This is a genomic window from Amycolatopsis dongchuanensis (assembly GCF_039542405.1).
GTDB classification, from domain to species: domain Bacteria; phylum Actinomycetota; class Actinomycetes; order Mycobacteriales; family Pseudonocardiaceae; genus Amycolatopsis_E; species Amycolatopsis_E sacchari.
In genome coordinates, this window is sequence record NZ_BAABIB010000116.1 from 75,339 (window position 1) to 99,638 (window position 24,300).

General features: G+C 72.2%; 22 protein-coding genes. 11 read left to right on the top strand and 11 right to left on the bottom strand.

Features of this window, described 5'->3' with window-relative positions:
* Nucleotides 1–2 precede the first annotated feature (2 nt).
* Both ABFX51_RS29555 and ABFX51_RS29560 read right to left on the bottom strand, forming a co-directional pair.
* Entirely contained in the window at nt 3–758 is a 756-nt protein-coding gene (locus tag ABFX51_RS29555) for a CoA-transferase subunit beta (protein WP_091504130.1), read from the bottom strand.
* Nucleotides 755–1,675 (bottom strand): CoA transferase subunit A, encoded by a 921-nt coding sequence (locus ABFX51_RS29560; protein ID WP_346055618.1) that lies wholly within the window; start codon nt 1,673–1,675, stop codon nt 755–757. Before ABFX51_RS29560 ends, ABFX51_RS29555 begins: the two co-directional genes overlap by 4 nt.
* Nucleotides 1,676–1,790: 115 nt before the next feature.
* Between ABFX51_RS29560 and ABFX51_RS29565 the strand changes: the two genes are divergently transcribed.
* The 6 genes from ABFX51_RS29565 to ABFX51_RS29590 all read left to right on the top strand — a co-directional run bounded on the left by ABFX51_RS29565 (nt 1,791) and on the right by ABFX51_RS29590 (nt 10,123).
* Complete coding sequence (locus ABFX51_RS29565) at nt 1,791–2,690, top strand: LysR substrate-binding domain-containing protein (protein ID WP_346055619.1); 900 nt, start codon at nt 1,791–1,793, stop codon at nt 2,688–2,690.
* A 96-nt stretch (nt 2,691–2,786) separates the two neighbouring features.
* Entirely contained in the window at nt 2,787–4,085 is a 1,299-nt protein-coding gene (locus ABFX51_RS29570; RefSeq protein WP_091504127.1) for an MFS transporter, read from the top strand.
* Nucleotides 4,082–4,540, top strand: coding sequence for a MaoC family dehydratase (locus ABFX51_RS29575; RefSeq protein ID WP_091504126.1), 459 nt, complete (start codon nt 4,082–4,084; stop codon nt 4,538–4,540). Before ABFX51_RS29570 ends, ABFX51_RS29575 begins: the two co-directional genes overlap by 4 nt.
* 129 nt (nt 4,541–4,669) lie before the next feature.
* Entirely contained in the window at nt 4,670–5,092 is a 423-nt protein-coding gene (locus tag ABFX51_RS29580; RefSeq protein WP_177228511.1) for a response regulator, read from the top strand.
* Complete coding sequence (locus ABFX51_RS29585) at nt 5,089–9,513, top strand: HAMP domain-containing protein (RefSeq protein WP_346055620.1); 4,425 nt, start codon at nt 5,089–5,091, stop codon at nt 9,511–9,513. Before ABFX51_RS29580 ends, ABFX51_RS29585 begins: the two co-directional genes overlap by 4 nt.
* A 73-nt stretch (nt 9,514–9,586) precedes the next feature.
* Complete coding sequence (locus tag ABFX51_RS29590) at nt 9,587–10,123, top strand: hypothetical protein (RefSeq protein WP_091504123.1); 537 nt, start codon at nt 9,587–9,589, stop codon at nt 10,121–10,123.
* 39 nt (nt 10,124–10,162) lie between these two features.
* On the opposite strand, the gene ABFX51_RS29595 is transcribed toward ABFX51_RS29590, so the two are convergent.
* A complete protein-coding gene (locus ABFX51_RS29595) occupies nt 10,163–11,176 on the bottom strand; it encodes an alcohol dehydrogenase catalytic domain-containing protein (protein WP_346055621.1) in 1,014 nt (337 codons plus the stop codon).
* 57 nt (nt 11,177–11,233) lie between these two features.
* Between ABFX51_RS29595 and ABFX51_RS29600 the strand changes: the two genes are divergently transcribed.
* Complete coding sequence (locus tag ABFX51_RS29600) at nt 11,234–12,094, top strand: MerR family transcriptional regulator (RefSeq protein ID WP_091504121.1); 861 nt, start codon at nt 11,234–11,236, stop codon at nt 12,092–12,094.
* Here ABFX51_RS29600 and ABFX51_RS29605 read toward each other — a convergent pair.
* Nucleotides 12,085–13,683 (bottom strand): phytoene desaturase family protein, encoded by a 1,599-nt coding sequence (locus ABFX51_RS29605; protein ID WP_346055622.1) that lies wholly within the window; start codon nt 13,681–13,683, stop codon nt 12,085–12,087. The two genes, ABFX51_RS29600 and ABFX51_RS29605, sit on opposite strands and share 10 nt — an antisense overlap.
* A 52-nt stretch (nt 13,684–13,735) precedes the next feature.
* Here ABFX51_RS29605 and ABFX51_RS29610 point away from each other — a divergent pair, with 52 nt between their 5' ends.
* Nucleotides 13,736–14,797 carry an NAD-dependent epimerase/dehydratase family protein gene (locus ABFX51_RS29610; protein WP_091504120.1) on the top strand — a complete coding sequence of 354 codons (1,062 nt, stop codon included), beginning with the start codon at nt 13,736–13,738 and terminating at the stop codon, nt 14,795–14,797.
* Here the strand turns inward: ABFX51_RS29610 and ABFX51_RS29615 are convergent.
* The 5 genes from ABFX51_RS29615 to ABFX51_RS29635 all read right to left on the bottom strand — a co-directional run bounded on the left by ABFX51_RS29615 (nt 14,786) and on the right by ABFX51_RS29635 (nt 19,164).
* On the bottom strand, nt 14,786–16,210 hold the full coding sequence (locus tag ABFX51_RS29615; RefSeq protein WP_346055623.1) for a sensor histidine kinase: 1,425 nt from the start codon (nt 16,208–16,210) through the stop codon (nt 14,786–14,788). The genes ABFX51_RS29610 and ABFX51_RS29615 overlap by 12 nt on opposite strands.
* The gene (locus tag ABFX51_RS29620; RefSeq protein WP_346055625.1) at nt 16,207–16,890 is read right to left on the bottom strand and encodes a response regulator transcription factor; all 684 of its coding nucleotides are present in this window, start codon (nt 16,888–16,890) and stop codon (nt 16,207–16,209) included. Before ABFX51_RS29620 ends, ABFX51_RS29615 begins: the two co-directional genes overlap by 4 nt.
* 37 nt (nt 16,891–16,927) lie before the next feature.
* On the bottom strand, nt 16,928–17,707 hold the full coding sequence (locus ABFX51_RS29625; RefSeq protein ID WP_346055627.1) for an ABC transporter permease: 780 nt from the start codon (nt 17,705–17,707) through the stop codon (nt 16,928–16,930).
* Nucleotides 17,704–18,618: an ABC transporter ATP-binding protein gene (locus tag ABFX51_RS29630; RefSeq protein WP_346055628.1), complete on the bottom strand. Its 915-nt coding sequence runs from the start codon at nt 18,616–18,618 to the stop codon at nt 17,704–17,706. Before ABFX51_RS29630 ends, ABFX51_RS29625 begins: the two co-directional genes overlap by 4 nt.
* Nucleotides 18,619–18,726: 108 nt before the next feature.
* Complete coding sequence (locus ABFX51_RS29635; protein WP_346055630.1) at nt 18,727–19,164, bottom strand: SRPBCC family protein; 438 nt, start codon at nt 19,162–19,164, stop codon at nt 18,727–18,729.
* 60 nt (nt 19,165–19,224) lie between these two features.
* Between ABFX51_RS29635 and ABFX51_RS29640 the strand changes: the two genes are divergently transcribed.
* The 3 genes from ABFX51_RS29640 to ABFX51_RS29650 all read left to right on the top strand — a co-directional run bounded on the left by ABFX51_RS29640 (nt 19,225) and on the right by ABFX51_RS29650 (nt 21,177).
* Nucleotides 19,225–19,686 carry a hypothetical protein gene (locus ABFX51_RS29640; RefSeq protein ID WP_346055631.1) on the top strand — a complete coding sequence of 154 codons (462 nt, stop codon included), beginning with the start codon at nt 19,225–19,227 and terminating at the stop codon, nt 19,684–19,686.
* A 69-nt stretch (nt 19,687–19,755) separates the two neighbouring features.
* Nucleotides 19,756–20,130, top strand: a complete 375-nt coding sequence (gene trxA, locus ABFX51_RS29645; RefSeq protein ID WP_091504116.1) for a thioredoxin — start codon at nt 19,756–19,758, stop codon at nt 20,128–20,130.
* Between the two features lie 12 nt (nt 20,131–20,142).
* Entirely contained in the window at nt 20,143–21,177 is a 1,035-nt protein-coding gene (locus ABFX51_RS29650; RefSeq protein WP_346055656.1) for a zinc-binding dehydrogenase, read from the top strand.
* A 7-nt stretch (nt 21,178–21,184) separates the two neighbouring features.
* Here the strand turns inward: ABFX51_RS29650 and ABFX51_RS29655 are convergent, their stop codons facing one another.
* The gene (locus tag ABFX51_RS29655; protein ID WP_346055632.1) at nt 21,185–22,615 is read right to left on the bottom strand and encodes an amidase; all 1,431 of its coding nucleotides are present in this window, start codon (nt 22,613–22,615) and stop codon (nt 21,185–21,187) included.
* A 63-nt stretch (nt 22,616–22,678) separates the two neighbouring features.
* On the bottom strand, nt 22,679–24,181 hold the full coding sequence (locus ABFX51_RS29660) for a long-chain-fatty-acid--CoA ligase (protein ID WP_346055633.1): 1,503 nt from the start codon (nt 24,179–24,181) through the stop codon (nt 22,679–22,681).
* Nucleotides 24,182–24,300: the final 119 nt, after the last annotated feature.

Sequence of the window (24,300 nt, forward strand, 5' to 3'; positions counted from 1 at the left end):
CCTCAGCGCAGGTAGACCCGGTCCGGATCGACATCCTCACGCAACAGCCGCAGCTCGGCGCCGGTGGGCGGTTCGATCTCGGTGACGTCGTCGGCGACTTCGAGTGCCCAGCCCGTCGCCTCGCGGACCTGCGCCACCGTCACGCCGGGCTGCACGGCGACCAGCCGCAGCGGTTCGCCGACGCCACCGCGGGCGAGGATGCCCAGCTCGGTGACGACCTTCGTGACCCCGGCGCCCAGCGGGCGGATGCCCTCCGCCAGCGCCCGGTCGGGCCCGGGGGAGGTGCAGAAGTCCAGTTCGTCCACAAAGGACCGGCGGTCGTGGCGGCGCATCACGACGAACACCTCGCGCGCGTTGGCCATGACCTCCATCGCGCCGCCGGAGCCGGGCAGGCGGACCTTGGGGGAGTGCCAGTCGCCGATCACCGACGAGTTCAGGTTGCCCCAGCGGTCGATCTGGGCGGCACCGAGGAAGCCGACGTCGATGTGCCCGCCCTGCAGCACGTACCCGAACAGCGCGGGCATGGACAGGACCGCCTCGGCGCCGGTGATGAGCACGGCGTCGGCGATGGTCTCCGGCAGGTGCGAGGGGTGCGCGCCGCACACCCCGGACTCGTAGACGATCTCCAGCTCCGGGGCGACCGTCAGGTGCGCCAGCGACGCGGCGAGCGTCGGCAGGCCGATCCCGGCGAACACCGTGCGGCGGCCGGCCAGTTCGCGGGACGCGACGACCGACAGCCGTTCCGACGGGGTGATCACAGGCGCCTCCCGTAGTTGACCGGCAGGCTCATCGCCTCGCCGACGGCCAGCCCGGCCCAGAACTCCTCGCCGAGCTTGGCGACATACGCCGCGTGGTCCGCCGTGCCGTGGACCCACTCGGCCATCCACTCCCGCAACCGCTCCCGGTCCCTGCTGATCCCCGACCACGCGCGGTAGAAAGCGTTGTCCCGGTCGTAGTAGCCCTGCGCGAAGGACGGGTGCGCCCCGCGCGGGCACTCGACCACGGCGTCGACGGCGTGCGCGGGGATCACGGTGCGGTTCGGGTCCGAGCGCACCACGTCGTCGTCGACGATCTCCTCGACCACGACGACCGCCTTCGCCGCGGCGAACACGGCCTCGGCCTGCACGCCCGTCAGGCCCCAGATCTGGGTGTTCCCGGCGCGGTCGGCGCGCTGGGCGTGCACGATCGTCACGTCGGGGTTGACCGGCGGCACCACGTGGATCCGCTCGTCCGAGTACGGCGAGGACACGGTGCGGATGGCCGGGTTGACCGACGGCAGGTCGCTGCCGGCGTAGGAGCGCAGCGGGAAGAACGGCAGGCGCTGGGCGCCCGCGAGGTACCGGCAGATCATGCCGTGGTGGCTGTACTCCTCGAACTCGAGCGGCTCCGGGTCGGCGTGTTCGATGCGGCGGCGCAGTTCCCCCAGCGAGCCCGCGGAGGAGTTGCCGACGAACGAGGACACCAGCTTCGTCACGCAGCCGCCCGCGAGCAGCTGGTCCACGACGATGTCGGCGGTCATCCGCACGATCGTGAGGTTCCGGCGCCCCTGGCGGATGATCTCGTGCCCCGCCGCGGTCGGGATGAGGTGCGTGAAGCCCTCCAGCGCGACGGTGTCGCCGTCCCGCACGAACGAGGCGATCGCCTCGCGCATGCTCGTGGTCTTGTCCGGCCGCATCGCCGCTGGGCCTCCTCGCCGAGCCGATCGGGTGGGTCAGCACCACGGTGGCAGGAGGATTGATTACTGTCCAATACCGAATAAAGGTCAGATCGAGACGAACGGGATAACAATCATGGAGCTGCGCTATCTCGTGTCGTTCCTCGCGGTGGCGGAGGAGCTGCACTTCGGGCGGGCCGCCAAGCGGCTGCACATGGCGCAGCCGCCGCTGAGCCAGCAGATCCGGCAGCTGGAGAAGGAGCTGGGCGTGCAGCTGTTCGAGCGCAACACGCGCTCGGTGCGGCTGACGAGCGCGGGGCAGGCGTTCGTCGACCCGGTGCGGCGGACGCTGGAAGACCTCGACGTCGCCACGCGCGCGGTCAAGGCGGCCGGGCGAGGGGAGTACGGGCGGGTGACGATCGGGTTCGCCGGGGCGTCGAGCCACCAGAGCCTCCCGCTGCTCACGCGGGCGGTGCGTGCCGCGCACCCCGCGCTGGAACTGGTGCTCAAAGGGCAGACGTACGCGAACGTCGCGCTGGCCCACGTCGCCGACGGCTCGCTCGACCTCGGGTTCGTCCGGCTGCCGATCACCAAGCCGGGGGTCGAGGCGCGGGTGATCGACGAGGAGGAGATGGTCGTCGCGGTGCCCTCGGACAACCCGCTCGCGCGGGCCGACCGCATCGCACTCGAGGACCTCGCAGGGGAGTCCTTCGTCAGCTTCCCCGCCAACGCCGGGTCGAGCGTCCGGGAGGCGACCGTGCAGGCATGCGAGGCGGCGGGGTTCACGCCCCACGTCGTGCAGGAGGCGCCGGACTCGTACACGATCCTCGCGCTCGTCGCCGCCGGGGTGGGCGTGACGCTGACCCTGACCTCGTGCCAGCACATCCAGCAGACCGGGCTGGTCTACCGGCCGCTCGCGGGCCCGGGCGTGCGGATGCAGGCGGCGCTGGCCTGGCGCCGGGACAACCCGTCGGCCGCGCTGCGGACGGTCCTCGCGATCGCGGAGGAGGCCCTGCCGACGCCGGTGAGACGCTGATCGTCTCACTGCGCCCTGGATTCAGTATTGGACGTTATCGGTGGTCTTTTGCCACGGTGTGCTCAGTTTGCGTTCCTCGGTCTCAAGGGAGAGCACATGAGCGCGGCGAAACGCGCCGGCATCGGGTCCTTCATCGGCTCGACCATCGAATGGTTCGACTTCTACGTCTACGGGACGGCCTCCGCGCTGGTCTTCGACAAGGTGTTCTTCCCCGAACTGGACGGCGCCGTGGGCACGCTCGTCGCGTTCGCCACCTTCTGGGTCGGGTTCCTCGCCCGGCCGCTCGGCGGGATCGTCTTCGGGCACTACGGCGACCGGCTGGGGCGGAAGAAGACGCTGGTCATCACGCTGCTCATGATGGGCGTCTCCACCACGCTGATCGGCGTGCTGCCCGGGTACGCGACGATCGGCGTGGCCGCGCCGATCCTGCTGGTGTGCATCCGGATGGTGCAGGGCATCGGGCTCGGCGGCGAGTGGGGCGGGTCGGTGCTGATCGCCTCCGAGCACGCGCCGAAGGGCAAGTCGGTGCTGTACGGGGCGTTCGCGCAGCAGGGCTCGCCGGTGGGCAACACGCTCAGCACGGTGAGCTTCCTGGCGATCAGCCGGCTGCCGGACAGCGCTTTCGTGTCGTGGGGCTGGCGGGTGCCGTTCCTGGCCTCGGCGCTGCTGGTGGTCGTCGGCCTGTTCATCCGCCTGCGGGTGGCGGAGTCCCCGGCGATGGCGGAGCTGATCGAGTCGAAGAAGGTCGCGAAGATGCCGCTGGGGGAGGTGCTGCGCACCCAGCCGGTGCTGATCGTGCTCGGCATCGGGGCGTGCACCATCGGCCTGTCGGCGACCTACTTCAAGTCCACGTTCGCGTTGTCGTGGGCGACGTCCGAACTGGACTTCGACCGCAGCTCGTTCCTGACGATCATCCTGGTGGCCAACGTCCTGCAGATCCTCGTGCAGCCGTGGGGCGCGGTGATCGCGACGAAGATGCGCAGCTGGACGAAGGCGGTGTGCGTGATGCTGCTGCCCGAGGTGGTGCTGCTGCCGCTGATGTTCGTGCTCATCGGCACCGGGAACTACGCGGTGGCGATGGTGGGCACCGCGATCGCGACGATCCCGCACTGCCTGTACTACGCCGCGCTCGCGGGCATGCTCGCCAGCCGTTTCCCGGCGAACGTGCGCTACACCGGCATTTCCCTGTGCTACCAGCTGTGCGGCACGCTCCTGGGCGGCACGACGCCGATCATCGGGCAGTCCCTGCTGACCTGGACCGGCTCGATCACCGCGGTCATCGCGTACGCGGTGTTCCAGGTCCTGCTGACGCTCGGCTGCATGGTGCTGTTGCTGCGGCGCCCGAACCACGACGAGCGCGCGGTGCCTGCGTCGGCCGAGGTGGTGGCGGCATGACCCTCGTGGTGCGCGGCATGGACGAGATCCGGGCGCTCGCGGGGCGCGATCTCGGGCACTCGTCCTGGCGCGAGGTGACGCAGGAGCTGATCGACGCCTTCGCCGACGTGTCCGGCGACCACCAGTGGATCCACACCGATCCGGAGCGCGCGGCGGAAGGCCCGTTCGGGCGGACGATCGCCCACGGGTACCTGACCCTGAGCTGGGGGATCCCGCTCGTCGCCGAACTCCTGCGCGTCGAGGGCGTGGGGATGGCGCTCAACTACGGGGTCAACAAGGTGCGGTTCCCGTCGCCCGTGCCGGTGGGCAGCAGGGTCCGCCTGCACGCCCGCGTCGTGGACGTCGTCCCGGTCAAGGGGGACGGCGTGCAGGTGACGCGGGAGTTCACGTTCGAGGTGGAGGGGCAGGAGAAGCCGGCGTGCGTCGCCGAATCGCTGACGCGGTACTACCCCTGACACCTGTATAACGCCCTATACGGCGGCTCGTAAAGCGAAAATCGCCGCCCCCCGAATGGGGGTCGATCGCGGAGGAGAAGGCGACCTAGACTCCGGTGCGCAGGGGTGCCCAGCCGGGAGATGATGCTGGTGAGACCGCATTCCGACACGATCCGGCTGCTCCTGGTCGAGGACCACGCCCAGGTGGCGATGGCGCTCGACGCCGCGTTCGAAACCGTCACCGACATCGAGGTCGTCGGCAGCGTGCGCGCCATCGAAGAAGCCGTGTCCGCCACCGGCGAGCACCGGCCCGACGTGGTCCTGCTCGACCGGCGCCTGCCCGACGGGGACGGCATCGACGCGATCGGCAGGCTGCGCGAGCAGAGCCCGGACAGCCGCGTGCTCGTGTTCACCGGGGGAGCGGACCGCTCCATCGCCGAGCGGGTGGCGGCCGCCGGTGGCGCCGGGCTGCTGTTGAAGGCGGGGCTGCTGGAAGACCTGCTGGATACGATCCGCCGGGTCGCGGCGGGGGAGGACTCCTTCGACGTCGACCTGCCGGGCGGTGCGTGGTGAGCGCGAACGGGCTGGTCGGGGACGAGCGGCTGCAGCAGCTGCTCGACGGGCTGAAGTCGGTGCGGGACGGGGATTTCAGCACGCGCCTGCCCCAGGTCGGGGACGTGCTGCTGGACGAGATCGCGGTCGTGTTCAACGGCATGGTGGACCAGCTGGCGTTGTTCACCACCGAGGTCACCCGCGTGGCCCGCGAGGTCGGGACCGACGGCAAGCTCGGCGGGCAGGCGTCGGTGCCGGCGGTGTCGGGCACGTGGAAGGACCTCACCGCGTCGGTCAACGCGATGGCGGGCAACCTCACCGCGCAGGTGCGGGACATCGCGAGCGTCGCGACCGCCGTGGCGAAGGGCGACCTGACGCAGAAGATCACCGTGCACGTCAAGGGCGAGCTGCTGGAGCTGAAGAACACCATCAACACGATGGTGGACCAGCTGTCCTCGTTCGCCGACGAGGTGACGCGTGTGGCGCGGGAGGTCGGCAGCGAGGGGCGGCTGGGCGGCCAGGCGGAGGTGCCGGGCGTCGCCGGGACGTGGCGTGACCTCACGACGTCGGTGAACTTCATGGCGGGCAACCTGACGGCGCAGGTGCGTTCGATCGCGGAGGTGACGACCGCGGTCGCGAAGGGCGATCTCACGCAGAAGATCACCGTGGACGCCCGCGGCGAGATCCTGGAACTGAAGTCGACGATCAACACGATGGTCGACACCCTGTCCTCGTTCGCCGACGAGGTGACCCGCGTGGCGAAAGAGGTTGGTACCGAAGGGATCCTGGGCGGTCAGGCGCAGGTGCCCGGGGTGGCGGGGACGTGGCGGGACCTGACCACGTCGGTGAACTTCATGGCGGGCAACCTCACCGCGCAGGTGCGTTCCATCGCCCAGGTCGCCACGGCGGTGGCGCGCGGCGACCTGTCCCAGAAGATCACTGTGGACGCCCGGGGCGAGATCCTGGAGCTGAAGTCCACGATCAACACGATGGTCGACCAGCTGTCGTCCTTCGCCGACGAAGTGACCCGCGTGGCGCGGGAAGTCGGTACCGAGGGGCGGCTCGGTGGCCAGGCTGACGTGAAAGGCGTGTCGGGCACCTGGAAGGGGTTGACCGAGTCGGTCAACGTCATGGCGGACAACCTGACGGACCAGGTGCGCTCGATCGCCCAGGTGACCACCGCCGTCGCGCGAGGCGACCTGTCGCAGAAGATCCGCGTCGACGCGCGCGGCGAGATCCTCGAACTCAAGGACACCATCAACACGATGGTGGGTCAGCTGTCCGCCTTCGCCGACGAGGTCACGAGAGTGGCCCGCGAGGTGGGCACGGAAGGGCGCCTCGGGGGACAGGCCGACGTGAAGGGCGTCTCCGGGACGTGGAAGGGGCTCACCGAGTCCGTCAACGTCATGGCGGACAACCTCACCGACCAGGTGCGCTCCATCGCGCAGGTGGCGACCGCGGTGGCGCGTGGCGACCTGTCGCAGAAGATCACGGTGGAGGCGAAGGGCGAGGTCGCGGCGCTCGCTCAGACGATCAACACCATGGTCGACACGCTCTCGGCGTTCGCGGACGAGGTCACCCGTGTCGCGAGAGAGGTCGGCACGGAAGGGATCCTGGGCGGTCAGGCACGGGTGCCGAACGTGGCGGGCACGTGGAAGAGCCTGACGGACAACGTGAACTCGATGGCCAACAACCTCACCAACCAGGTGCGCTCCATCGCCCAGGTCACCACGGCGGTCGCGCGGGGCGACCTGTCCCAGAAGATCGACGTGGACGCCCGCGGCGAGATCCTGGAGCTGAAGACCACGATCAACACGATGGTCGACACGCTGTCCGCGTTCGCCGCGGAGGTCACGCGCGTCGCCCGCGAGGTCGGCAAGGAGGGCAGGCTCGGCGGGCAGGCCGAGGTCGAAGGCGTGTCCGGCACCTGGAAACGGCTCACCGAGAACGTCAACGAGCTGGCCGGGAACCTGACCCGGCAGGTGCGCGCGATCGCCGAGGTCGCCAGCGCCGTGGCCACCGGGGACCTCACCCGCTCGATCTCGGTGGAGGCCAAGGGCGAGGTCGCGGAGCTGTCCGACAACATCAACGCGATGGTGCACTCGCTGCGGGAGACCACGCGCGCCAACGAGGACCAGGACTGGCTCAACAAGAACCTCGCGCGGATTTCCGGTCTGCTGCAAGGACACCGGGACCTGCGAGCCGTCGCGCAGCTGATCATGCACGAGCTGACGCCGCTCGTGGGCGCCCAGCACGGCACGTTCTTCCTCATGGAGGCGGGCGAGCCGGTGCTCAAGCTCATCGCGGGCTACGGCAGGGACGTCACCGGCGAGGTGCGGTTCGACCTCGGCCAGTCGCTCATCGGGCAGGTGGCGGAGACGAAGAAGCCGATCGTCGTCGACCAGACTCCGCCGGACTACGTGAAGATCTCCTCCAGCCTCGGCTCGGCGCCGCCGGCGAACCTGATCGTGCTGCCGATCGTGTTCGAGGACCAGGTGCTGGGCGTGATCGAGCTGGCCTCGTTCACCCGCTTCACACCGGTGCACCGCGATTTCCTCGAACAGCTCATGGAATCCATCGGCGTCAACGTCAACACGATCATCGCCAACGCGCGCACCGACGCGCTGCTCGACGAGTCGCAGCGGCTGGCGTCGGAGCTGCAGACCCGCTCCGGTGAGCTGCAGGCCCAGCAGGTGAAGCTCCAGCAGTCCAACGCCGAGCTGGAGGAGAAGGCCGAGCTGCTGGCGCGGCAGAACCGCGACATCGAGATCAAGAACTTCGAGATCGAGCAGGCCCGGCAGGAGATCGAGGAACGCGCGCAGCAGCTGGCGCTGGCGTCGAAGTACAAGTCGGAGTTCCTGGCGAACATGTCGCACGAGCTGCGCACGCCGCTGACGAGCCTGCTCATCCTCGCCGGGGTGCTCGCGCAGAACTCGACGCAGAACCTGACGGCGAAACAGGTCGAGTTCGCGAAGGTCATCCAGTCCGCGGGCACCGACCTGCTGCAGCTGATCAACGACATCCTCGACCTGTCCAAGGTCGAGGCGGGCAAGATGGACATCCACTGCGAGCAGGTGCAGCTGCGGCAGCTGCTGGAGTACGTGCAGGCCACGTTCCGCCCGCTGACGGCCGAGAAGGGGCTGGAGTTCGAGGTGACGGTCGAGCCGGACGTGCCGGCGCGGCTGCTCACCGACGAGCAGCGGCTGCGCCAGGTGCTGCGCAACCTGCTGTCGAACGCGGTGAAGTTCACCGAGCGCGGCGGGGTCGAGCTGCGGGTGCGGGCGGTCGACGAGGACGAGCCCGCGGTCGAGTTCGCCGTGCGCGACACGGGCATCGGCATCGCCGAGGAGAACCTGCAGACGATCTTCGGCGCCTTCCAGCAGGCCGACGGCACGACCAGCCGCCGCTACGGCGGAACCGGGCTCGGGCTGTCCATCAGCAGGCAGGTCGCCAACCTGCTCGGCGGGGAGATCCGGGCGAGCAGCAGGCTGGGGGAGGGGAGCACGTTCACCCTCACCCTGCCGGTGACGCCGGTGTTCGCGGCGGGCAACGGCCAGCCGAGACCGCGGCCGGACAGCGAACCGCAGCGGCGCGTGCTGGTGGTCGAAAGCGCGGACAACGCCCTGCTCACGTTGCTGGTGCGGGAGTTCCTCGCGGACCTGGCGGACGCGGGGGAGCCCGTGCTGATCGAGTCCGCTGGCACCCCCGACGAGGCGGTGGCCGCGCTCGCCGCGCGGGGGCACCGCCTCGTCGTGCTCGACGCGAGCCTGCCGGGCGCCTCGGCGCTGACCTTCCTGCAGCGGCTCGGCGAGGGCGATGACGAGCACGACGCGGTGCCGGTGCTGGTGCACCCCACGCGCAAGCTCAGCCCCGCGCAGGAGCGGCTGATCGAGGCGCACGCGCGGGCCGCGCACGTCGAACTGGTGCCGTCGCTGGACGAGCTGCGGGAGCGGGTCCTGTTGCTGCTCGGGGAACCGGCGGGCCTCGATTCCGCGGTGATCGAACCCGAGCTGGTGGCCGACCCCGCGCCCGTGCCGGCGATCGAGGCGCGGCCCGGGGTGCGCGGCCGGCGGGTGCTGCTGGTCGACGACGACGCGCGCAACGTGCTCGCGATCGCGGGCATGCTGGAGCTGCACGGGATGGTGGTGCGGCACGCGCCCAACGGCCGCAAGGGGATCGAGGAGCTGCTGGCCGATCCGGAGGTGGACCTGATCCTGATGGACGTGATGATGCCGGAGATGGACGGCTACGCGACCACGGCCGCGATCCGCCAGATGCCGCGGTTCGACCGGCTGCCGATCATCATGGTCACCGCGAAGGCGATGGCCGGTGACCGGGAGAAGAGCCTCGACGCCGGTGCGAGCGACTACGTCACGAAGCCGGTGGAGCCGGACGAGCTGCTCACGTGCATCGGGCGCTGGCTGCCGGAGAACGTCTCATGATCGGCGTCCGGGGACCTTGGTCCCTAGCTCCCCGCACCGGGCGGCGGGATCATCGGCCCGTGAGGGAGTGCCGATGAGCTTGATCGACCAGTGCGTCCCCCGGTCCGACCTCGTCACCAGGGAGCACCGGATGCTCTCCGTGCCGCCGCAACGGGTCTGGCCGGCGTTGCGCCCGGCGACCGAGACCCCGCCGCGCGTGCTGGACGGCGCCGGGCCGGGGTTCCGCCCCCGCGCCGGGATCGCGGGGTTCGACGAGCTGCTGGCGACGGCGAAGTGGGTGCGCCTCGGGCTCAGCGACGCCGAGGTCGTGCTGGGCGCGGCGGGCCGGTTCTGGACCCCGTTCATGGACTGGCAGCACCTCACGGCGGCCGAGTTCGCGACGTTCTCCCGGCCCCGGCGGGCGGTCATCGCCGTCGCCTTCTCGGTGCTGCCGTACGGGGAGGAGCAGACGCTGCTGTCGTTCGAGTCCCGGGTGCGCGCGACGGACGTGATCGCCTTCCGCTGGGCCGACTGGTACTGGCAGTCGATCCAGCCCTCGGCGCGCCTGGTGGTGCGGGACCTCCTGCGCAACGTCGAGCGTCTCGCGCTCACCGGCACTTCAGGTGTATAACGCCGAATACGGCCCGGGATTCAAGCGCCTACCCGGCTCTCACGGTACAAGAACGACCTTGCCGAACTTTCCCAAACCGCCAAGACGGGCATAGGCCTCGGCGAACTGTCCGAGTGGGAACATCGCGTCGACGGGGACGCGCAGGCGGCCCTGCGCCAGCAGGGGCACCACGGACGTCCGCACGCTGGCGGCGAGGACCGCTTTCTCGGCGGGTGAGCGACCGCGGATGGTGGTGCCGATCAGGCGGGCACGCTTGAGCATGAGGTCGAACATCCGCAGCGGCGCCGTGGTCCCGGCCTGGACGCCGACGACGAGCACCGTGCCCCGGCTGCGGAGCAGAGCCACCCGCTGCAGGCAGTCCTCGCCACCGACCAGTTCCACGACCACGTCGTAGGGCGCGTGCGCGGCTTCCTGATCGAGCGTCACGACGTCCACCCGGCCGTCCTCGGCGAGGCCCCGCACGCGCGGGTGGAGTTCCGCCCGGCGCACGCTGGCCACGACGTGCGCCCCGGAGACCGCGGCGACCTGCACCATGGCCGTGCCCACGCCGCCGGCCGCGCCGGTGACGAGCACCCGGTCGCCCGCCCGGACCCCGGCCTGGGTGACCAGTGCGTCCCAGGCGGTGCTGAACGCCTCCGGGAAACCCGCGGCCTCCTCCCACGACAGGCCATCGGGAACCGGCAGGAGGAGGTCCGCGGGAACCGTGATCCGCTCCGCGTGCCCGCCGCCGCCGACCAGTGCCATCACCCGGTCCCCGGCCGCCACTCCCGTGACGCCGGGCCCGACCTGCTCGACCTCGCCCGCGACCTCCAGGCCGGGCACGTCGGCGGGCCAGCCCGGCGGCGCCGGGTAGTCACCCCGGGCCTGCTGCAGATCGGCGGCGTTGAGCCCCGCCGCCCGCACCCTGACGACGACCGTTCCCGGTCCCGCGACCGGATCCGGGCGCTCCTCCAGCCGGAAGCCGCCCTGCGCGTGATCACCACCGTCCGCATGATCGCAATGTAGGCGCCGGGGCGGAGCGAGCCTCCGCCGCCACCGCTTGCGCGTGATCACCCCAGCCGCGAAACTGGCTCATCAGCACGACAAAACCGCAGGTGTGACGATGGGACGATGACGCGGGGGAGCCGGGAACCCGAGCCAGGCAGTGTGTGGACGGCGGGACAGGTGGCCCGCCACCTGCGGATCGCCGAATCGACGCTGCGCACGTGGCACCGCCGGTACGGCGTCGGCCCGCACAACCCCCAGCCCGGTCGCTACCGGCGCTACAGCGCGGAGGACGTCAACCGCCTGCGCCGCATGCGGGACCTGATCACCGCGGGCATGCTGCCCTCCGACGCGGCGAAGTCCGTGGAAGCGGCGATCCGCGAAGGCGGCACACCCGGTGAGGACCTGGCGCGGCTGGTCACCTCGGCCCGCGCGCTCGACTCGGGGCGCTGCCTGCGGGTGATCGAGCAGGCGGTCGCCAGGCAGGGCGTCGTGGAGACGTGGGAACGGCTGTGCCGTCCCGCGCTCGTCACGCTGGACGGCGACCAGCGCCACGACCCGGACGTCGTCGACACCGAGCACGTGCTGTCGTGGGCGGTTTCCGCGGCGCTGCACCGGGTTCCGCGTCCGGCCGAGCGCGCGGACCGGCGGCCGGTCCTGCTCGCCTGCACCGAGGGCGAGTACCACTCGCTCGCGCTGGAAGCGCTTTCCGCCGCGCTGGCGGAGCGGGAGCTGCCGGTGCGGATGCTCGGCGCCGCGACCCCGCCCCGCAGCCTCGACCACGCCGTGGCCGCCGCCCGGCCGCTGGCGGTGGTGCTGTGGTCGCACCAGCAGGAGACGGCCAGCAGTGCGGCGGTCGCGGCGTTGCGGCGGCACCGGGTGCGGCGGCTGATCGCCGGGCCCGGCTGGCCCGCCCGGCGTCCCGCGGGCACCGAGTTCCTGGGCAGCCTCAAGGAAGCGCTGCTGATGCTCACCGGTCACGTGTAGAGCGCGGCGTTGAGCCGCTGGACCACCTTCCGGTAGGCGGCACCCCCACGGCCCGCGCGGCGCAGCGCGGCCTTCGCGGCGTTCGCGCCGGGGCCGCCGTGCACCGCACCACCGGGATGTGCCGACGCACCGGCGAGGAACAGCCGGTCCACGGGGGTGTCGGGCCGGGCGAGGCCGGGCACGGGCCGGAAGAACAGCTGCTGGTGGATCGCGGCGGTGCCGGCGTTGATCGCACCGCCGACGAGGTTGCCGTCGATGTGGAAGAGGTCGTCGGGGCCGTGGATGCGGCGGGCCTGGATGCGGCCGGTGAAGCCGGGCGCGTGCCGTTCCACGACCGCTTCGAGGCGGTCTGCGAAGTGCCGCAGCGAGTCGGTGTCCCACTTGTGGTCGCGGGGCACGTGCGTGTACACCCAGGCCGACTCGGTGCCCGACGGCGAGCGGGTCGCGTCGGCCGTGGTCATCTGGCCCAGCAGCAGGAACGGGTCCTCGGGCAGGCGGCCGTTGGCCAGGGCGTGGTGGTAGTCGGCGAGGCCGGCCATGTCCGCGTCGAGGTGCACGGTGCCCGCCTGGCCCGCCTCGGGGTTGCGCCACGGGATCGGCTGGGACAGCGCCCAGTCGACCTTGACGGTCGGGTCGTCCCAGTGGAACCGCCGCAGGTCCTCGCGGAAGCGCGGCGGCAGCACGTCGGGGTCGAGCAGCTCCTGGTACAGCACGGGGGCGGGCACGGTCGCGAGCACCGCGCGGCGGGCCCGCACGAGCCGGCCGGAGGCGTCGGAGACCGCGACCGCCTCACCGCCCGCGGTGTGGATGCGGGTGACGGGCCGCTGGCAGGCGACGCGGCCGCCCGCGGCGGTGAGCCGGTTGGTGAGCGCGATCGCCAGCCGCCCCGCCCCGCCCTCGGGCACGGGGAACCCGACGTCCTGGGCGAGCATCGCCAGCAGCCAGCCGAACACGGCGCTGCCCGCGTGGCCGGGGCCGAGGTCGGTGTGCTGGGCGTTGCCCGCCAACAGCAGTTGCGCGCCGGCGCCGGCGAAGCGTTCCGCGGCCATGACCCGGACCGGCATCGTGACCATGCGGGCGAAGCGCAGGCCGTCGGCGAGGCCGAGTCGCTTGCCGAGCCGGGCGGCGGCGCGGACCGGCGGGAAGGGCTGGAACAGGGCGTCGAGCAGCTGGTCCCGGATGGCCGTCCAGGAGTGGAACTCGGCGCGCCAGGCGTCGCCGTCGCCGGGGGCGAACTGCGCGACGGAGGCGGCGGTGCGGTCGAGGTCGCGGGAGACGAGCGCGACGCGGTCGTCGGGCAGGACGTGCGCGAGCGCGGCGGGGGCGTGCCGCCAGCGCAGGCCGTAGTCCTGGAGGTGGAGCGCCGAGATGATCGGGGACGCGGCGGCCAGCGGGTAGAAGGCGCTGCACACGTCGTTGCGGAAGCCGGGGGCGGTGAGTTCGGCGGTGCGGACGGCGCCGCCGGGGGTCTCGGCCGCTTCGAGCACCAGGACGTCCCATCCCGCGTCGGCGAGGATGTTGGCCGCGACGAGCCCGTTGGGCCCGGCGCCGACGACGACTGCGTCCACCGTTTCGGCTGTCTGCTCCATGGTGACACCTGTACCCGTTTTGACGGCGCCGCGAACGGGCACCAGGTTCGGCGTGCGCATCGTGGTGACCGGGGCGACCGGCAACGTGGGAACGGCACTGGTCCGGCTCCTGCGGCAGGAACACGCGGAAGTGACCGGGCTGGCGCGGCGGGTGCCGCCGCCGGAGGGGCCGTACGCGGGGGTGCGCTGGGTGGCGCACGACCTGACGGGCGAGGTGCCGCTGGAGCCGGTGTTCGCGGGGGCGGACGCGGTGGTGCACCTGGCGTGGGCGGTCAACCCGAGCACGGGGGATCCGCCGATGACGGCGACGAACCTGACCGGGACGCGGCGGGTGCTGGACGCGGCCGCGCGGGCCGGGGTGCGGCACGTGGTGTGCGCGTCGTCGGTGGCGGCGTACTCGCCGGCGCCTCGGTGGACGCGCGTGGCCGAGGACTGGCCGTGTGACGGGATTTCGGTAAGCGCTTACAGCCGCGGGAAGGCGGAGCTGGAGCGGATGCTGGACGTCTTCGAGCGCGAGCGGCCCGGCGTGGTGGTGACGCGGGTGCGGCCGTGCGCGATCCTGCAGCGGGCGGCGGGCGGGCAGTTCGGGCGCTGGTTGCTGAGCCCGTTGCTGCCCGCCGGGGTCCTGTCGGTGCGGGGGTTCCCGATGCCGCTGTGGTCGGAGCTGCGGTTGCAGGTGGTGCACTCCGACGACGTGGCGGACGGGATCCGGCGTGCGCTCGCGGCGGGGTTGCCCGGCGGGCTGAACCTGGCGACGGATCCGGTGCTCACGGCGGAGGACGTCGCGGAGCTGCTGGGTGCGGTGCGGGTGCCGGTGCCGCGGCCGGTGCTGACGCGGGCGGCGTGGGCGTTGTGGCGGGCGGGGGTGCAGCCGACGCACCCCGGCTGGCTGGAGCTGGCGGACCAGGCGGCGCTCGGCGACACCGGCCGGGCGCGGCGGGAGCTGGGCTGGCGCCCGACGCGGGACGCGGCTTCGGTGTTCACCGAGTTCGCCGACGGCCTGCGCACCCAGGCGGCGACGTCGGCGGAGGCGCTGGCGCCGCGCCCGTCGCGGTGGTGGGAGCGGCTGGGCACGGTGCCGTGGGGGCGGCCGAGCCACCAGTCACAGGCCTGAGGGCAGGACGAGCCGGAAGCAGGCGCCCTGTCCGAGCGCGGTGGTCAGTTCGACGTCGCCGCCGTGGGCGCGGGCCAGTGAGCGCGCGATGGGGAGGCCGAGCCCGGCGCCCGCGCCGGGTGAGCGGGTGCGGGAGCGGTCGGTGCGGTAGAAGCGGTCGAACACGTGGGGCGCCTGCTCGGCGGTCATGCCGGGGCCGTGGTCGGCGATCTCCAGCACGGCGTGCCCGTCGACGGTACCGACGCCGATGCGCACGGGGGTGCCGGGAGGGGTGTGGACGACGGCGTTGCCGACGAGGTTGGTGACGACCTGCCGCAGCCGGGCTTCGTCGCCGTGGACCGGGGCGGGACCGGGTGGACCGTCGCCCCCGGGGCCGGTGAGTTCGACAGAGCGGGCCGGGTCGAGGGCGTGCAGGTCGTGCCGGGCGTCCCCGGCGAGGGTGCGCAGGTCCATCGGCGCCGGGTCGAGTTGTGCTTCGGGGGCTTCGTCGAGCTGGGCGAGCAGCAGCAGGTCCTCCGTGAGGCCGGTCAGCCGGGTGGCTTCGCGTTCGATGCGGCGCATCGCGGCGTCGACGTCGGTGCGTTCGCCCATCCGGTACAGCTCGGCCGAGCCCTTGATCCCGAACAGCGGGGTGCGGAGTTCGTGGCTGACGTCGGAGACGAAGGCGCGCATGCGGGCTTCGGAGGCCGCGCGGTCGGCGAAGGCCTTTTCGAGCTGCCCGAGCATGGCGTTGAGGGACTGCGCGAGGTGCCCGATCTCGGTGCCGGCCGGGGCGAGCCCGGGTACGCGGCGGGTGAGGTCACCGCCGGCGATGGCGGCGGCGGTGTGCTCGACGCGGCGCAGGGGGCGGAGGCCGTGGCCGAGTGCGAACCAGCCGGCGGCCGTGAGCAGGACGAGCAGGGCTGCTCCGCTGACGAGGCTGCTCGTGCGCAGCTGGGTGAGGGTGGCGTCGGCTTCGGTGAGCGGGGCGGCGGCGAGCAGGGTGCCGCCCCAGGAGGTGCGTTCGGCGGTGGCGCGCCAGGGGGTGGCGCCGTCAGCGGAGTCGAGGTCGGTGCCGGTGCCGTCGGGAGGGACCGCCCGCAGCGCGTCGGGCGGGGGCAGGGCCGTGTCGTCGAGGCGGGAGAGCCGGATGACGTGGGTGATCGTGCCCGCGGGGTCGAGGTAGGCGACGTAGGGGGTGCCGATCATGTCGAGCGCGGGGTCGATCAGGTCGGTGCGGGCGGACGCGTCGCCGCGTACCGGCGGGCCGGCGCGGGCGACGAGCGCGGTGAAGCCGCGGAGCTGGTTGTCGAGGCGGGTGAGCTGGTAGTGGCGGAGGTTTTCGGACACGAGCGCGCCGGTGAGGCCGAGCCCGGCCAGCAGCAGGGCGGAGGTGAGCAGGAGGAGCCGGGTGCGCAGCGAAAGCCGGGTCATCGCCGTGGCTCCCGCAGGACGTAGCCGGTGCCGTGCACGGTGTGGATGAGCTTGGGGTGGCCGGCGTCGAGTTTGCGCCGGAGGTAGGAGACGTAGGTGTCCACGATGCTGGTGTCGCCGCCGAAGTCGTACTGCCAGACGCGGTCGAGGATCTGGGCGCGGGAGACCACCTGCCCGGCGTTCTCCATGAGGTAGCGCAGCAGCCGGAACTCGGTGGGGGACAGGCGGACGGGTTCGCCGTCGCGGGTGACCTGGTGGCCGTCGGGGTCGAGGACGAGGGGTCCGCTGGTGAGCAGGCCGGTGCGGCGGCCGGTGGTGCGGCGCAGGATCGCGCGGATGCGGGCGATGAGTTCTTCGAGGTCGAAGGGCTTGGTCACGTAGTCGTCGGCGCCGAGGGACAGGCCGGTGATCTTGTCGGCCTGCCGGTCGCGCGCGGTGAGGAACAGGACCGGCACCGGGTGGTGCTCGCGCAGCCGCCGGACGACCTCGAAACCGTCGAGGTCGGGCAGCATGACGTCGAGCAGCACCAGGTCGGGCGGGGAGCCCGCGGCCGAGGCGACGGCTTCGGCGCCGGTGGCCGCGGTGCTCACCCGGAACCCGGCGAAACGCAGTGTCGCGGCGAGCAGTTCCCGGACGGTGGGTTCGTCGTCGACGACCAGCAACCGTTCCGCGCCACTCACGACGGTCACGATACGAACGCCTTCCTGAGAGAACGCTTCACACGTCCCGGCGCCGGAACAGCACGAACGCGGCGGCCAGCACGGCGACGGCCCCGAGGCACATGCCGCCGAGGTTGAGCCACGGGTGCGGGTAGTCCGGATCCGGGACGACGGAGAAGATCGCCGCGCCGCCCGCGCTGGGCCAGAAGTCGAGCACGCCGGCCAGCCAGGACGGGAACAGGCCGGACAGGGCCGGGACGAGGAAGACGACGCCCACCAGTGTCGCGAGTGCGCCGGCCGTCGCCCGCATGATCGTGCCGAGGCCGACCGCGAACACCGCGATGGCGGTCAGGTAGAGCCCGCCGCCCGCGACGGCAGGCAGTACACCGGGGTCGCCGAGCGCGGTGTGCGGCAGGTGCTGGGCGGCCATCAGCGCCTGCCCGGTGAAGAACGCCGCGAACATGAGGACCTGGCCCGCGACGACGGCGATGGCGGCGGCGAGGACGAGCTTGGCGGCGAGCAGCCGGTGCCTGCGCGGGGTGGCGGCCAGCGAGGTGCGTATGAGGCCGGTCGCGTACTCGGAGGTGACGATGAGGATGCCGAGGACCCCGATGACCAGCTGGGCGACGATGTAGGACATCAGGCTCAGCTTCGTCGGGTCCCAGCTCTGGCGTTCCTCGAGTGTCGCGGTCGCGTACTGGCCTCCGGCGGAGCTGGTGCTGAGCACGGCGATGCCGAGGCCGACGGCGAACAGGCAGGCCAGGGTGTACCAGCTGGAGCGCAGGCTGCGGAGCTTGATCCACTCGGCGCGCAGGGTGGACGCGAAGGTGACGGTCATGCCGGGGCTCCCTGGTAGTCGACGCTGTCCTCGGTCAGTGCCATGAAGGCGTCCTCCAGCGACGCCCGTTGCGGGGTGAGCTCGCTGAGCGCGACGCCGTGGTAGGCGGCGAGTTTGCCGATCTCCTCGCTGGTGAGGCCGGTGACGAGGAGCCCGGGCTGCGGTGCCTCCCGGACGGTGGCGCCCGCGGCGGTGAGGTGGCGGGCGAGGGTGTCGTGCTCGGGGGTGCGGACGAGGACGATGCCTTCGCCGCTGGAGTCGAGGAACTCGCTCATGCCGGTGTCGGCGATGAGCCTGCCGCGGCCGATCACGACGAGGTGGTCGGCGGTCTGCGCCATCTCGCTCATGAGGTGGCTGGAGACGAGGACGGCGCGGCCTTCGCGGGACAGGGAGCGCAGGAGGTCGCGGATCCAGCGGATGCCTTCGGGGTCGAGGCCGTTGACGGGTTCGTCGAAGATCAGGACGCTGGGGTCGCCGAGCAGCGCGGCGGCGATGCCGAGCCGCTGCCGCATGCCGAGTGAGAAGCCGCCGGCGCGTTTGCCCGCGACCGCGGTGAGCCCGGTGCGTTCGAGGACTTCGTCGACGCGCCGGCGGGGGAGGGCGTTGCTCGCGGCGAGGGCGCGGAGGTGGTCGCGGGCGGTGCGGGCGCCGTGCACGGCGCCGGCGTCGAGCAGTGCGCCGACTTCGGTGAGGGGGACGGGCAGGTCGCGGTAGCGGCGGCCGCCGATGGTGACCGAGCCGCGGGTGGGTTCGGCCAGTCCGGTGATCATGCGCATGGTCGTGGACTTGCCCGCGCCGTTGGGGCCGAGGAAGCCGGTGACCTGCCCTGGGGCGACGGTGAACGACAGGTCGTCCACCACGGTGTCGGGGCCGTACCGCTTGGTGAGGCCCTGGATCTCGATGGCTGTCATGGCCGCGAGCCTGGCGTGCGGTCCTGGGTGGTTTCCCGGTGTTCCTGGGAGAACTCTGGGAGTCCGGCCGGTCAGGGCGCCGGGGTGCGGCTCACGTACAGGAAACGCTCAGCGCTCGCGCCCCACGGCGATGTCGGCGAGGCGGCGCAGGGACTCGGCGTTGCGCGGCCAGAGCGCGAGGTCCTGCAGCACGTTCGGCACGAACCGGGCGGGGCCCGCGGTGAGCTTTTCGGCCATGGTCACGCGGGTGCGGTGGGCGCCGAGCGGTTCGAGGGTGAGGCGGATGTCGGCGGCGCCGAACAGCCACAGCCGGGCGTGCAGTTCCAGCCGCCGCTCCGGCTCCGCCGTCCGCACGACGGTGACGTCGTTGATCCGCAGCGGCCAGACGCCGGCGCTGTGGTGGATGCGGCTGCCCGGCGCGGGCCAGGTCTCGTCCACCTGGCGCACGCGGGAGTTGCCCACCACCCAGCTGCCGTAGCTCCACCCGTCCGCGAGCACGCGGTAGACGGCCGCCGGCGGCGCGTCCACTTCCCGGCTGATCTCCACCAGCGGCCTCCTGTGCAACGTTCGTGCATCGTGGTGCCCGCGGCGGGTACCCGGCCTTCCATGGCACACACTCCGGACGAAACGTCTGATACCCGCCTGCAGGGCGAGTCACTCGTCGGCACGCGGTTCGATCCCACGACGGTCGAGGCGGTGGGGGCGCTGAGCGCGGCGCTGGAGACGGTGGAGGTCGCGCGCGGGCACCTGTACCAGTTCCACCGGCTCAGCGGCACGGCGGACTTCGCGGTCGGCAAGGCGATCGGGCTGCTGCGCGAGGCCGGGCACGGCAAGCTCGCCGACGAGCTGGAGGCCGAGCTGCTGGGCCGCAACGTGCTGCCGGGCCGCTGGACGTTCCAGGTGGTGGAGGGCTACGACGAGACCTACTACCAGCCGTTCCGGGAGTTCGAGGCGAAGGCGCGGGAGCTGACGGGCGGGCTGCGGCACGTGTACGAGGCGCAGCTCAAGCGGGACCGCCGCACGCCGGGCCTGCCCGGGCACGAGGCCACGCCGTCGTCGTCCGATTAGGACCCGCGGAATGCCGGTACCGTGGGCTGTGTTGTGCCTGGTGTCCATCCCCCGGTTGAGGAGTATCGCGTGGCTACGGTCGAACTGACCAAGGAGAACTTCGACGAGACGGTCGGACAGCAGGGCATGGTGCTGGTCGACTTCTGGGCGTCCTGGTGCGGGCCGTGCCGCATGTTCGCCCCGGTGTACGAGAAGGCGTCGGAGAAGCACGGGGACGTGGTGTTCGGCAAGGTCGACACCGAGGACCAGCAGGAACTGGCCGCCGCGTTCGGCATCTCGTCCATCCCGACGCTGATGATCGTGCGGGACGGCGTGGTGCTCTACGCCCAGCCCGGTGCGCTGCCCGAGCCGGCGCTGGAGGAGCTGATCGGCAAGGCGCGTGAGGTCGACATGGACGAGGTCCGCGCCGAGGTCGCCAAGCAGCAGCAGGAACAGCAGCAGTAAGCCGTGGGCACGATGCTCGCCGGGCGGCTGCGCCTGGACCCCCGCCGGTTCGAGGTGCGGGAGGTACCCGTGCCCGGACCGGGCCCGGGGCAGGTCCGCGTCAAGGTCGAGGCCGCGGGGGTGTGCCTGTCCGACGTGCACCTGATCGACGGCAGCCTGACCCCGATGTTCCTCGACGGGCCCGAGGTCACGCTGGGCCACGAGGTGGCCGGCGTGATCGACGCGCTGGGCCCGGACGTGCCCGGCGGCTGGCAGGAGGGGCAGCGGGTCACGCTGCAGGCGGGCGAGCGGTGCGGCCGGTGCGCGAACTGCGTCCGGTTCCGCGAGCCCTGCCTGCAGGTGCGCACGCGGGGCGTCGACTACGACGGCGGCTGGGCGGAGTACGCGCTGGCGAGCGCGCACACGCTGGTCGCGCTGCCCGACGACCTGCCGTTCGACCAGGCGGCGATCGTGCCCGACGCGGTGTCCACACCGTGGGGTGCGATCACCGGCACCGCCAGCGTGCGGCCCGGCCGCCCCGCCGGGGTGTGGGGCGTGGGCGGGCTGGGCGCGCACGCCGTGCAGCTGCTGCGCCTCGTGGGGGCGGCGCCGATCGTGGCCGTCGACCCGCTGGAGCCGGCGCGCGAGCGGGCGCTGGAGTTCGGGGCGGACGTCGCGTTCGACTCCGCCGATCCGGACCTGGTGCGCAAGCTCTTCGCCGAGACCGGGGCGCTGGACGTCGCGTTCGACATGGCGGGGGTGCCCGCGGTGCGGGAGCAGGCGGTGAAGTGCCTGGGCTTCGGCGGCAAGCTGGTGCTCGTCGGCCTGACCCCGCAGCCGCTGACGATCCGCGACAGCATCCCGCTGAGCTACCTGCGCAAGCAGGTGCTGGGCCACTACGGGTCCGGCGCGGGTGACGTGGAGACGCTCATCGGGCTGGCCCGCCACCACCGGCTGGACTGGAGCCGCTCGATCAGCGGCCACGTCCCGCTGGCCGACGCGGCGGACGCCGTCGAGCGTCTCGTGCGCAAGGAAGGCAACCCGATCCGGCTGATCCTGCGCCCCTGACGGCGGCCTACCGCGGCGCCTCGAAGCCGCCGATCCGCTGTTCGAGCAGTTCGGCCAGCCGCAGCGGGGTGCGGTCCTCGAACATCGGGCCGATGAGCTGCACCCCCACCGGCAGGCCCTCGGGCGACCGGCCCGCGGGTATCGCCGTGGCGGGCAGGCCGGGCATGGTGGCCAGGCCTGCCCACACGAGCTGGTCGAAGTAGGGGTAGTCGACGCCGTCGATGTCGATGCGCCGTTCCATCGGGTTCGGGTGGTGGTCGTGCGGGAACGCGGGTGTCGGCGTGATGGGGCAGACCACGGCGTCGAACTCGGCGAACAGCTGCCGCCAGCCGTGGCGGTGGCGTTCGCGGCGGTGGTCCGCCTCGAGCCAGTCGCGGTGGCTCAACGCCATCGCCCGCAGCCGCACGGCGTCCAGGCTCTGGTCGTCCTCGTCCGGCCGCTTGAGCGATTCGACGGGAAAACGCGCGACGGCACCGGAAATCAGCAACTGCATGTAGAGCGTCGCGGATTCGGCCAGGTCGGGCAGCAGCGCGCTGTGCCGTTCCACGCGGGCGCCGCCGTCGGTGAGCGCGGCCGCCACCCGGTGCACGCCCGCCCGCACAGCCGCCCCGGTCGGGATGAGCGGGTGCTCGTCCAGCACGAGGACCCGGAACTCGCTCAGCCGCTCGTGGCGCGCGGGCGGCAGGGCCAGGTGGTACGCCTTGCCGAACGTCAGCGGGTCCGGTCCGGCCATGACGTCGAGCAGGAGCGTGAGGTCGCGGGCGGTGCGCGCCATCGGGCCGACGACGGCGAGGTCGAGGTCGGCCGGCAACGCGGGCGAGGCCGGGAAGGCCATGCCGCGGTGCGCCACGAGCCCGAGTGTCGGCTTGTGCGCGTAGATCCCGCAGAAATGCGCGGGGGTGCGCAGCGAACCGGCGAGATCCGAACCGATCGACAACGCACCGAACCCGGCCGCCAGCGCCGCCGCCGATCCGCCGGAGGAACCACCTGACGTACGAGTGTGGTCCCACGGGTTGGTGGTGGTGCCGTAGAGCTCGTTGAAGGTCTGGATGTCCTGCAGGCCCAAGGGCACGTTGGTCTTGCCGAGCACCACCGCACCCGCGGCCTTGAGCCGTGACACGGGTACGGCGTCCTCGGTGGGCACGAAGTCCCGGTACCGCGGGACGCCCCAGGTCGTGGGCAGTCCGGCGATGTTGTAGGACTCCTTGACCGTCACCGGAATTCCGAGCAGCGGCCGGTCCTCGCCGCGGGCGCGCGCCTGGTCGGCCTCTCGCGCGGCGGTCCGCGCCCGGTCGAAGTCCGTCACGCAGATCGCGTTGAGCACCTCGTCGTCCCGCTCGATACGCGCGATGGCCTCGTCGGTCAGCTCGAGCGAGGTCACGTCACCGGCACGCAAGGCGGTCAGGAGTTCTGCGGCGGCCGGAAGGTTCGATGGCATGGAAGCGACCGTAACCGCCTGCCGGAAAGGCCATAAAATCCCGATTCCTGCAAGGGAAACGCGTCAACCTAGCGCGCGTTTCAGGATCTTGCCGGTGGAGGTCATCGGCAGCTCGTCCCGCACGACGATGCGGCGCGGGTACTTGTACTCGGCGAGCCGTTCCCGGGCGTACGCGCTCAGCTCGTCCGGGTCGATCCGGGCACCGGCGCGGGGGACGACGTGGGCCACGACCTCCTGGCCGAGCCGTTCGTGGGGTTCGCCCACCACCGCCGTCATCGCCACCGCCGGATGGGACAGCAGCACCTGCTCGACCTCGGCGGGGTAGACGTTGTAGCCGCCGCGCAGGATGAGGTCCTTGGCGCGGTCGACCACGTAGAGCCAGCCGTCCTCGTCGAAGCGGCCCAGGTCGCCGGTGTGGAACCAGCCGTCGCGGATCGCCTCGGCGGTCGCCTCGGGCCGGTTGTGGTACCCGAGCATCAGGCAGTGCCCGCGGATGACGATCTCCCCCACGGTGCCCGCGGGCACCGGCCGGTCGTCGCGGTCGACGACGCGGATGTCCACGCCCCACACGGGTTTCCCGACCGAGGCGGGCCGGATGGGTTCGTCCCACGGGCAGAACGTGACGGTGGGGCTGGTTTCGGACAGCCCGTAGCCCTGCCGGATCCGCAGCCCGCACACCCGCTCGAAGCGTTCGAACACCGCGACGGGCAGCGATGCGCCGCCGGAGGTGATGAGCCGGATGGTCTCGGCGGCCTTGCACAGCCGGGTGCCTTCGGGATCGGTCTGCAGGAACGCCTGGAACATCGACGGCACGCCGGAGAACAGCGTGACCCGGTGGCCGACGAGGAGGTCGAGCGCGGTGTCCGGGTCGAAGCGGGGGAGCAGGACGAGCGTGGCGCCGCTGTGCACGTTGCCGTTCAGGACCGAGGTCTGCCCGAAGATGTGGTACAGCGGCAGCGCGACGAGCACGACGTCGTGCTCGTGCTTCGGGATGAGCAGTTCCTTCATGCGGGCGTTGAGCAGCAGGCTCAGGTGGGACAGCACCGCGCCCTTGGGCGTGCCGGTCGTGCCGCTGGTGTAGATGATCACCGCCGGGTCCTCGGCGGCGGTCGGCTCGGCCTCGGCCGTGCCGGGGAACGGCGCGAGCAGGTCGGGCAGCTCGCCGAGGGCGAAGACCTCGCGGACGGACGGGGTCGCGGCCGCGGCGCGGCGGACGTTGCCGAGCACGGGCAGCTGCTCACTGCCCTCCCAGGTGAACACGGCGGTGGTCCCGCTGTCGCCGAAGATGAACGCGAGCTCGCGCTCCTTGAGCAGCGGGTTGAGCGGGATCACCACGGCCCCCGCCATGAGCAGCCCGTAGTAGACGACGGGGAAGGCGAGCAGGTTCGGGCTGACGAGTGCGACCCGGTCGCCGGGGCGGATCCCGCGGGCGCGCACGGCTTCGGCCACCTGCCGGGCCTGCCGGTCGAGCTCGGCGTAGGTCAGCGCCTGGTCCCCGCAGCGCAGCGCGGTGCGGGCGGGGCGCGTGCGCGCGGTCGAGGACAGCAGGACCGAGAGGTTCAGCATCGGCTCCCCATTCCAGAACGCCGTTCGGTTTACTCCGACGGTAGCAAGGTCACGATCACGGTGCCGTAACAGCGCGGCGTGTCGCGGAGTCCGTTGCCGACAGGTCTGGGCAAGGCGGA

Coding starts and splice junctions, on each gene's coding strand:
- ABFX51_RS29560 (WP_346055618.1), bottom strand. CDS start 1,675: ATGCGGCCGGACAAGACCACGAGCATGCGCGAGGCGATCGCCTCGTTC.
- ABFX51_RS29565 (WP_346055619.1), top strand. CDS start 1,791: ATGGAGCTGCGCTATCTCGTGTCGTTCCTCGCGGTGGCGGAGGAGCTG.
- ABFX51_RS29570 (WP_091504127.1), top strand. CDS start 2,787: ATGAGCGCGGCGAAACGCGCCGGCATCGGGTCCTTCATCGGCTCGACC.
- ABFX51_RS29575 (WP_091504126.1), top strand. CDS start 4,082: ATGACCCTCGTGGTGCGCGGCATGGACGAGATCCGGGCGCTCGCGGGG.
- ABFX51_RS29590 (WP_091504123.1), top strand. CDS start 9,587: ATGAGCTTGATCGACCAGTGCGTCCCCCGGTCCGACCTCGTCACCAGG.
- ABFX51_RS29600 (WP_091504121.1), top strand. CDS start 11,234: ATGACGCGGGGGAGCCGGGAACCCGAGCCAGGCAGTGTGTGGACGGCG.
- ABFX51_RS29605 (WP_346055622.1), bottom strand. CDS start 13,683: ATGGAGCAGACAGCCGAAACGGTGGACGCAGTCGTCGTCGGCGCCGGG.
- ABFX51_RS29615 (WP_346055623.1), bottom strand. CDS start 16,210: ATGACCCGGCTTTCGCTGCGCACCCGGCTCCTCCTGCTCACCTCCGCC.
- ABFX51_RS29625 (WP_346055627.1), bottom strand. CDS start 17,707: ATGACCGTCACCTTCGCGTCCACCCTGCGCGCCGAGTGGATCAAGCTC.
- ABFX51_RS29630 (WP_346055628.1), bottom strand. CDS start 18,618: ATGACAGCCATCGAGATCCAGGGCCTCACCAAGCGGTACGGCCCCGAC.
- ABFX51_RS29640 (WP_346055631.1), top strand. CDS start 19,225: ATGGCACACACTCCGGACGAAACGTCTGATACCCGCCTGCAGGGCGAG.
- ABFX51_RS29650 (WP_346055656.1), top strand. CDS start 20,143: ATGCTCGCCGGGCGGCTGCGCCTGGACCCCCGCCGGTTCGAGGTGCGG.
- ABFX51_RS29655 (WP_346055632.1), bottom strand. CDS start 22,615: ATGCCATCGAACCTTCCGGCCGCCGCAGAACTCCTGACCGCCTTGCGT.
- ABFX51_RS29660 (WP_346055633.1), bottom strand. CDS start 24,181: ATGCTGAACCTCTCGGTCCTGCTGTCCTCGACCGCGCGCACGCGCCCC.